Raw genomic sequence first — 9,042 nt, forward strand, 5'->3', positions numbered from 1 at the left:
CATGCGTCATCGTAAAAGTGGTCGTCACCTGAGCCGCACCAGCTCGCACCGCAAGGCCATGTTTCAAAACATGGCGGTGTCGCTGTTCGAGCACGAGCTGATCAAAACTACACTGCCAAAAGCTAAAGAACTGCGTCGCGTTGCTGAGCCGCTGATCACTTTGGCCAAGACAGACAGCCTGGCTAACCGCCGTCTGGCTTTCGACCGTACTCGTTCGAAAGCTATCGTTGGTAAGCTCTTCAACGACCTGGGCAAGCGTTACGCTACCCGTGAGGGTGGCTACCTGCGCATCCTCAAGTGCGGTTTCCGCGCTGGCGACAACGCGCCTATGGCGTACGTCGAGTTGGTTGATCGTGCTGTCGGCGGTGAAGCTGTATCCGCTGAGTAAGACGTCAGTCTGAAACGAAAAACCGGGCCTAGTGCCCGGTTTTTTGTGCCTGTAAGAAATGCGCTCTACGTACAAGCTTCATACCTTTTCCTGTCTGCACTATATGCGTGGGTTGATCATTAGTATTTTTCTATCGATGTCTGCAGATTAATGAATTTGTGACTGTCATATGGATGATTAATACTCCCCTCCAGGCCGATTAGCCGGCAGTTCCAAGACTGACACAGGAAGAGATCGCATGAGCCAGAATAAAACGCTTACCACCGCCAGTGGCGCGCCCGTCGCCGACAACCAGAATTCCCGTTCCGCTGGCCCTCGTGGCCCGCTGCTGCTCGACGACTTTCACCTGATCGAGAAGCTTGCCCACTTCAACCGTGAAAACATCCCGGAGCGCCGCGTACACGCCAAAGGCTCGGGTGCTTACGGTACGTTCACCGTTACCCACGATATTACCCAATACACCAGTGCCAAGCTGTTTGAGTCCATTGGCAAACAAACCCCGACCTTTCTGCGTTTCTCCACAGTGGGCGGCGAGCGCGGCTCAGCAGATACCGAGCGCGATCCGCGTGGTTTTGCGCTGAAGTTCTACACCGAGGAAGGCAACTGGGACATCGTTGGCAACAACACGCCAGTGTTCTTCATCCGTGATCCGTTGAAGTTCCCGGACTTTATCCACACCCAAAAACGTTTGCCGCAAAGCAACCTGAAAAGCGCACAGATGATGTGGGACTTCTGGTCGCACTCGCCTGAGGCGTTGCACCAGGTCACCATCCTGTTCTCGGATCGCGGCATCCCTGATGGCTATCGTCACATGCACGGTTTTGGCAGCCACACCTACAGCCTGATCAGCGCTAAAGGCGAGCGTCACTGGGTTAAATGGCACTACAAGACCAAACAGGGCATCAAGAACCTGGCGCCGGCAGAAGCTGCACGCCTGGCAGGTACTGATCCGGATTACGCTCAACGCGACCTGTTCGGTGCAATCGAACGCGGTGACTTCCCGAAATGGCGGGTATGTATCCAGATCATGACCGAGGCCCAGGCCGCGGCGCATTACGAGAACCCGTTCGACGTGACCAAGACCTGGTCGCAAAAGGAATTCCCGCTGATCGAAGTCGGTGAGCTTGAGCTCAATCGAAACCCGCAGAACTACTTCGCTGAAGTCGAGCAAGCGGCGTTTGGCCCGAGCAACATGGTGCCGGGTGTGGGCTTGTCGCCAGACCGTATGCTGCAAGGTCGAGTGTTTGCCTACGCCGATGCCCACCGCTACCGTGTCGGCACCAATCACCAGCAGTTACCGGTGAATGCGCCGCGCAGCCCGGTCAACAGCTATCAGCGCGATGGCTCCATGGCATTTGGCAGTAACGGTGGCAGTACACCGAACTACGAGCCTAACAGCTACGCCGGTGCACCGAAGCAAGCTCCACAATACGCAGAGCCAGCACTGGCCCTGAACGGCGCGGCCGATCGTTACGATCACCGTGAAGATACGGATTACTACAGCCACGCCGGTGCGTTGTTCCGCTTGATGAGCGATGAGCAGAAAACCCTGCTGATCAACAACATTGCCGGTGCTATGTCGGGCGTTTCCAGTGATGTGGTTCAGCGTCAGCTGCAGCACTTCTACAAGGCAGATGCTGCTTACGGAGAAGGCATCGCAAAGACCTTGGGTGTACAGCTTAACTAAGTCTAAACGATAAGCAGAACCGCCCTCATTTGGGCGGTTTTTGCGTTATTTAAGCTAGTTTTCTCGGAGTATCTTCGCTTTTATCGCGCTATTCGAGTGACCTATCAGTCCGCTTGGTTCAAACTACAGCCTTTCAAGCAGGGAGATGTAGGGCGATGCAAGGCCACCCAGACGTAATCGATTACCTCAACACGTTGCTCACCGGCGAACTGGCAGCGCGTGATCAATATTTCATCCATTCGCGGATGTATGAGGACTGGGGCTTTACCGAGCTCTACGAGCGCATCAATCACGAGATGGAAGAAGAGGCCCAGCACGCCGATGCGCTGATGCGCCGAATCCTCATGCTCGAAGGCACGCCACGCATGCGCCCGGACGATCTGGACGTTGGCACCACGGTGCCTGAGATGCTCGCTGCCGACTTGCGCCTGGAATATAAAGTTCGTGCCGCGCTCTGCAAAGGCATCGAACTCTGCGAGTTGCACAAGGATTACGTCAGTCGCGAGATCCTGCGGGTTCAATTGGCTGACACCGAAGAAGATCACACGTACTGGCTGGAGAAGCAGTTGGGTCTGATCAAACTGGTCGGCCTGGAAAACTACCTGCAATCGCAGTTCTGATGCTATGACCGGCTTGTAGGAGCCAAGCTTGCTGGCGATGGCGATTTCAAGGACGCCATCGCCGGCAAGCCGCGCTCCTACAACTCAGGTACAAAAAAAGCCCCGGTCACTGATGAAGTGATCGGGGCTTTTTCATGCGTGGACGTTAAGCCCGATCGCGTTCCAACAATGGCTTGAGGTAGAAACCGGTATGCGACTGCTTCATCTCGGCGACTTCCTCCGGTGTGCCCACGGCAATAATCTGCCCGCCCTTGGAACCACCTTCCGGCCCAAGGTCCACCAGCCAGTCAGCTGTCTTGATCACGTCCAGGTTGTGCTCGATCACCACCACGGTGTTGCCGTGATCGCGCAGGCGATGGAGCACATCAAGCAGCTGCTGGATATCCGCGAAGTGCAGGCCGGTGGTCGGCTCGTCGAGGATGTAGAGGGTTTTGCCGGTATCGCGCTTGGACAACTCGCGGGACAGTTTCACCCGCTGGGCTTCACCGCCCGACAGGGTGGTCGCCGATTGCCCCAGCTTGATGTACGACAGGCCTACATCCATTAACGTCTGTAGCTTGCGCGCCAGCGCTGGAACCGCATCGAAAAACACTCGGGCTTCTTCGATGGTCATTTCCAGCGTTTCGTGGATGCTCTTGCCCTTGTACTTGATCTCCAGGGTTTCGCGGTTGTAGCGCTTGCTCTTGCAGACGTCGCACGGGACATAGATGTCCGGCAGAAAGTGCATTTCCACCTTGATCAGGCCATCGCCCTGACAGGCCTCGCAACGTCCGCCTTTCACGTTGAAGGAGAAACGTCCCGGACCATAGCCGCGTGAGCGGGACTCCGGCACGCCGGCAAACAGTTCACGAATCGGTGTGAATAGCCCGGTGTAGGTCGCCGGGTTGGAGCGCGGCGTACGGCCGATCGGGCTTTGGTCGATGTCGACGACTTTGTCCAGATGCTCAAGGCCCTTGATGCTGTCGTGGGCAGCGGCTTCCAGGGTGGTTGCACCATTCAGTGCAGTCGCGCTGAGCGGGAACAGGGTGTTGTTGATCAGCGTCGACTTGCCGGAGCCGGACACGCCGGTCACGCAGGTCAGCAAACCAATCGGAATCTCCAGGTCGACGTCGCGCAAGTTATTGCCCCGGGCGCCCTTGAGCGACAACGAGAGCTTCTTGTTGCGTGCTGTGCGTTTGGCCGGGACTTCGATTTTCACGCGGCCGGACAGGTATTTACCCGTCAGCGAGTCAGGGTGCGCCATGACTTCGGCCGGGGTGCCTTCGGCGACAATGTGACCACCGTGCACGCCCGCACCCGGGCCGATGTCCACCACATAGTCGGCCAGACGAATCGCATCTTCGTCGTGCTCGACCACGATCACCGTGTTGCCTATATCGCGCAGATGCTTGAGCGTTCCCAGCAGTCGATCGTTGTCGCGCTGGTGCAAGCCAATCGACGGTTCGTCGAGAATGTACAGCACGCCCACCAGGCCGGCGCCGATCTGGCTGGCCAGACGAATACGTTGTGCTTCACCGCCAGACAGCGTGTCGGCACTGCGGTCCAGCGACAGATAGTCGAGACCGACGTTGACCAGGAACTGCAAGCGCTCGCGGATTTCCTTGAGAATCTTGTCGGCAATTTCGCCGCGTCGACCGGTCAGTTTCAGCGTGCCGAAGTAATCGGACGCATCGCCGATCGGCAGGTTGGTCACCGCCGGCAGTGTCTTCTCGCCGACCCACACATGCCGCGCTTCACGGCGCAGGCGAGTACCGCGGCAATCCGGGCAAGGCTGGGTGCTGAGGAACTTGGCCAGTTCTTCGCGCACCGAAGCGGACTCGGTTTCGCGGTAGCGACGGTCCAGGTTCGGCACGATGCCTTCGAACGGGTGCGAGCGTTTGACGATGTCGCCACGGTCGTTCAAATATTTGAAATCGACGTTCTGCGTGCCGCTGCCGTGCAGGATGACCTTCTGCTGATCGGCTGGCAGCTGGTTGAACGGCACTTCCAGGCTGAAGCCGTAATGCGAAGCCAGTGAACCGAGCATCTGGAAGTAGTAGACGTTACGCCTGTCCCAGCCGCGAATCGCCCCTTCAGCCAGGGTCAGCTCGCCATTGACCAGGCGCTTGATGTCGAAGAACTGCTTAACCCCCAAGCCGTCGCAGGTCGGGCAGGCGCCTGCTGGATTGTTGAAGGAGAACAGCTTGGGTTCAAGTTCGCTGATCGCATGGCCGCAGATCGGGCAGGCGAAGCGTGCGGAGAAGATCATTTCTTCGCCCGGCTCGTCGTCCATCGGCGCGACCAGCGCAATCCCGTCGGCCAGTTTCAGCGCCGTCTCGAACGACTCGGCCAGCCGCTGTTGCAGATCGGCGCGGACCTTGAAGCGGTCGACCACGACATCGATCGAGTGCTTCTTCTGTTTATCCAGCTTCGGCAGTTCGTCCAGCTCGAAGAGCTTGCCGTTGACCCGGGCCCGGACAAAGCCCTGGGCGCGCAGTTCTTCGAAGACCGAAAGGTGTTCGCCCTTGCGCTCGCGGATCACCGGTGCCAGCAGCATCAACTTGCTGCCTTCGGGCTCGGCGAGGACCAGGTCGACCATCTGGCTGACGGTCTGCGCTTCCAGTGGAATGTCGTGATCCGGGCAGCGCGGAATACCCACGCGAGCATAAAGCAGGCGCAGGTAGTCGTAGATTTCGGTGATGGTGCCGACTGTCGAGCGCGGGTTGTGCGAGGTCGACTTCTGTTCGATGGAGATGGCTGGCGACAGACCTTCGATGGTGTCGACGTCAGGCTTTTCCATCATCGACAGGAACTGCCGGGCATAGGCCGACAGCGACTCGACATAACGTCGCTGGCCCTCGGCGTACAGCGTGTCGAATGCCAGGGAAGACTTGCCGGACCCGGACAAACCGGTGATGACGATCAGTTTGTCCCGCGGCAGGGTCAGGTCGATGTTCTTCAGGTTGTGGGTTCGAGCCCCACGAATCAGGATCTTGTCCAAGGTGGCCTCGCTTGGCGGGCGTCGAAAACGTAGGAGTATACGGGCAAATACTGGATGGATGCACACTATCAAATGACGCTTGCTGAACGGCGCCTGACAACGGCGCGAGGCAGGCTCGCGACAAAGCGTCGCCCTATACCCCGTCAACCGATGGGACTGGTAGAATCGCCGCCGGTTCACATGAGGTTATTCCATGCACGATCCCCACAGCGAACGCATGAGTGGTGGCGAGACCCGCGCAGCAAGCGGTCTGGCCCTGGTGTTCGCCTTCCGTATGCTTGGCATGTTTATGGTGTTGCCGGTGTTGGCGACCTATGGAATGGATCTCGCAGGAGCGACCCCGGCCCTCATCGGTCTGGCGATTGGCGCTTACGGCCTGACTCAGGCGATTTTTCAGATTCCGTTCGGGATCATTTCCGACCGTATCGGCCGCCGCCCGGTGATTTACCTGGGGCTGATCGTCTTCGCCCTCGGTAGCGTTTTGGCCGCCAATGCCGATTCGATCTGGGGTGTGATCGCCGGACGAATCCTGCAAGGCGCCGGGGCGATTTCCGCGGCGGTCATGGCCTTGCTGTCGGACCTGACCCGCGAACAGCACCGCACCAAAGCCATGGCCATGATCGGCATGACCATCGGTCTGTCGTTTGCCGTGGCCATGGTGGTCGGGCCGCTGCTGACCCGCGCCTTTGGTCTGTCCGGCTTGTTCCTGGCGACGGGCGGTATGGCGCTGTTTGGCATCGTGATCGTGATGTTCATGGTGCCGCGTGCCACCAGCCCGTTGCATCACCGCGAATCCGGCGTTGCCCGTCAGGCGCTGATCCCGACGCTCAAGCATCCGGACCTGCTGCGTCTGGACCTGGGCATTTTTGTGTTGCACGCGATGTTGATGTCGAGCTTCGTCGCGTTGCCATTGGCGCTGGTCGAAAAAGCCGGATTGCCCAAGGAGCAGCACTGGTGGGTGTACCTGACCGCGCTGCTGATTTCGTTCTTCGCCATGATCCCGTTCATTATCTACGGCGAGAAGAAACGCAAAATGAAACGAGTTTTACTCGGTGCGGTCAGTACGCTGATGCTCACTGAGCTATTCTTCTGGCAGTTCGGCGACAGCTTGCGGGCTCTGGTGATTGGTACGGTGGTGTTTTTCACCGCATTCAATCTGCTCGAAGCTTCGTTGCCGTCGCTGATCAGCAAGGTTTCACCGGCAGGCGGCAAAGGCACGGCGATGGGGGTTTATTCCACCAGTCAGTTCCTCGGTTCGGCACTGGGCGGGATCATGGGCGGCTGGATGTTCCAGCATGGCGGTCTGTCGGCTGTGTTCCTTGGATGCGCAGGACTGGCTGCCCTCTGGTTGGCCTTTGCTGTTACCATGCGTGAACCTCCCTATGTGACGAGCCTGCGCTTGCCGTTATCGCCTGAAGCGATCCGCGAAGCTGGTTTGGTCGAGCGCCTGCTGGCCGTCGTTGGGGTAACAGATGCAGTGGTGGTTGCTGATGAAGCGGCCATTTACATCAAATTGGACACCGAACTATTGGATCGCACGACCCTCGAGAGCCTGGTCAACAACCCGGCCCCGACTGCGTGCGAAGCCTAGGAGAACGTTATGGCCCGTGGGGTTAACAAAGTCATATTGGTCGGCACTTGCGGCCAGGATCCCGAAGTTCGCTACTTGCCTAACGGTAACGCCGTGACCAACCTGAGTCTGGCGACCAGCGAACAATGGACCGACAAGCAAACCGGTCAGAAAGTCGAAAAGACCGAATGGCACCGTGTATCGATGTTCGGCAAGGTTGCGGAAATCGCCGGCGAATACCTGCGTAAAGGTTCGCAGGTCTACATCGAAGGCAAGCTGCAAACCCGCGAGTGGGAAAAAGACGGTATCAAGCGTTACACCACTGAAATCGTGGTCGACATGCAGGGCACCATGCAGCTGCTGGGCGGCCGTCCACAGGGCGACCAACAGGGCCAGGGCGGCGGTAACAACTACCAGCAATCCGCTCCGCGTCAGCAAGCTCCGCGTCCGCAGCAGTCGGCTCCGCAACAGCGTTCGGCTCCGGCACCACAGCAGGCCGCACCGCAGCCGGCTCCAGATTTCGACAGCTTTGATGACGATATTCCGTTCTGATCATCAGATCCGCCGGATATAGACAAAAGGCCCGTAGCAAACGCTACGGGCCTTTTTCTTTGGGCGCGTTCCAGGAGATAAGTCGTTCAGTCGAGTATCAGGTGCGGCAAAAACCGGCTTGAGTCTTTGGTGATCAAGCTGTTGTCCTCGCGCACGCCGATGCCGGCCGCCTGATCGCCGATCACCCAGGAGCCAATCAGCGTGTAGCTGTCACCGAACTTCGGCAGCGGGGCGAACTCCTGGAGGATGAACGGCGCGTCGGTGTACGGCCCGTCTTCCTTTACGACCAGGCCATCCGGGGTGTGCAGCTCGATGTTGGCGCCTTCGCGGGAGAAGAACGGTTTGCGTACCCAGCCTTTCGGCACCGGTTTGCCAGGCTCTGGATCCAGGTGGCTGGCAAGCAGGTTCGGGTGCCCTTTATTGAACTCCCACAGCAAAGGGAGGATGCCTTTGTTCGAGATGATCGATTTCCAGGCGGGCTCGAAAAACTGCGTGTCACTCTGGGCGATGGCTTCACCAAACGGCTCGTGGAAAATGAATTCCCAGGCGTGCAGTTTGAATAGGTGAGGAATCCAGCGTTCTTCGAGATCGACGAAGCGTCCTTCGCTGTTGAGGCCGATGTCTTCGATATCGATGTGGCGTGACTCGATCCCGACTTTTTCGGCGATCAGCCGCAAGTAGTCGGTAGTGCCTTTGTCTTCGACCGAGGCTTTCATCGAGGCGAAGTAGAAAGGCTGTTTGATCTGCAGCTGCGCAAAGGCCTGGTGCAGCTTGGTGTCGATGCTGTTGAACTGATCGGCATGGCTGGGCAACAAGCCGCGTTCGATGCATTGCTCCAGCCAGCCCCACTGGAACGCCGAGGCCTCGTACAGGCTGGTGGGCGTGTCGTAGTTGAGTTCCAGCAATTTGGCGGGGCCGCTGCCGTTGTAGGAGAAGTCCAGGCGACCGTAAAGGTGCGGATGGCCTTCACGCCATGAAGTACGAATCATGTCGAAGAAGGGCGCCGGAATGCTCAGGCGCTCCAGCAGCTCTTCGCTCTGCACCACCCGATCGACCAGGTCCATGCACATCTCATGGAGCTCGGTAGTCGGGTCTTCGAGATCGTTCTCGATCTGCTTGAGCGTGAATTGGTAATACGCGCTCTCGTCCCAGTAGGGCTCGTCGTCGATGGTGTGAAACATGAAACCGAGGTTTTCGGCGGTCTGCTTCCAGTCGTGACGTTCCTGGCAGAGGATTTTCTTCATG

General features: G+C 58.3%; 7 protein-coding genes. 5 read left to right on the forward strand and 2 right to left on the reverse strand.

The window, feature by feature from the left end:
• Position 1 precedes the first annotated feature (1 nt).
• From rplQ to bfr, 3 genes are all read left to right on the forward strand, one after another.
• Positions 2 to 388, forward strand: coding sequence for a 50S ribosomal protein L17 (rplQ, locus tag AC1RJ3_RS17575; protein WP_007924175.1), 387 nt, complete (start codon positions 2 to 4; stop codon positions 386 to 388).
• 238 nt (positions 389 to 626) lie between these two features.
• Positions 627 to 2,075: a catalase gene (locus AC1RJ3_RS17580; protein ID WP_493079586.1), complete on the forward strand. Its 1,449-nt coding sequence runs from the start codon at positions 627 to 629 to the stop codon at positions 2,073 to 2,075.
• Positions 2,076 to 2,230: 155 nt separating this feature from the next.
• Positions 2,231 to 2,695 (forward strand): bacterioferritin, encoded by a 465-nt coding sequence (gene bfr / locus AC1RJ3_RS17585; protein WP_054594275.1) that lies wholly within the window; start codon positions 2,231 to 2,233, stop codon positions 2,693 to 2,695.
• Between the two features lie 145 nt (positions 2,696 to 2,840).
• Here the strand turns inward: bfr and uvrA are convergent, their stop codons facing one another.
• A complete protein-coding gene (gene uvrA, locus AC1RJ3_RS17590; RefSeq protein WP_054594274.1) occupies positions 2,841 to 5,675 on the reverse strand; it encodes an excinuclease ABC subunit UvrA in 2,835 nt (944 codons plus the stop codon).
• A 193-nt stretch (positions 5,676 to 5,868) separates the two neighbouring features.
• Here uvrA and AC1RJ3_RS17595 point away from each other — a divergent pair, with 193 nt between their 5' ends.
• Both AC1RJ3_RS17595 and AC1RJ3_RS17600 read left to right on the forward strand, forming a co-directional pair.
• Positions 5,869 to 7,266 carry an MFS transporter gene (locus AC1RJ3_RS17595; RefSeq protein WP_054594273.1) on the forward strand — a complete coding sequence of 466 codons (1,398 nt, stop codon included), beginning with the start codon at positions 5,869 to 5,871 and terminating at the stop codon, positions 7,264 to 7,266.
• A gap of 9 nt (positions 7,267 to 7,275) precedes the next feature.
• Complete coding sequence (locus AC1RJ3_RS17600; protein ID WP_053162823.1) at positions 7,276 to 7,797, forward strand: single-stranded DNA-binding protein; 522 nt, start codon at positions 7,276 to 7,278, stop codon at positions 7,795 to 7,797.
• Between the two features lie 86 nt (positions 7,798 to 7,883).
• On the opposite strand, the gene AC1RJ3_RS17605 is transcribed toward AC1RJ3_RS17600, so the two are convergent.
• The gene (locus AC1RJ3_RS17605) at positions 7,884 to 9,041 is read right to left on the reverse strand and encodes a glutathionylspermidine synthase family protein (protein ID WP_493079587.1); all 1,158 of its coding nucleotides are present in this window, start codon (positions 9,039 to 9,041) and stop codon (positions 7,884 to 7,886) included.
• Between the last annotated feature and the right edge of the window lies 1 nt (position 9,042).

It is taken from the genome of Pseudomonas sp. GW822-FHT04C11 (assembly GCF_058800905.1).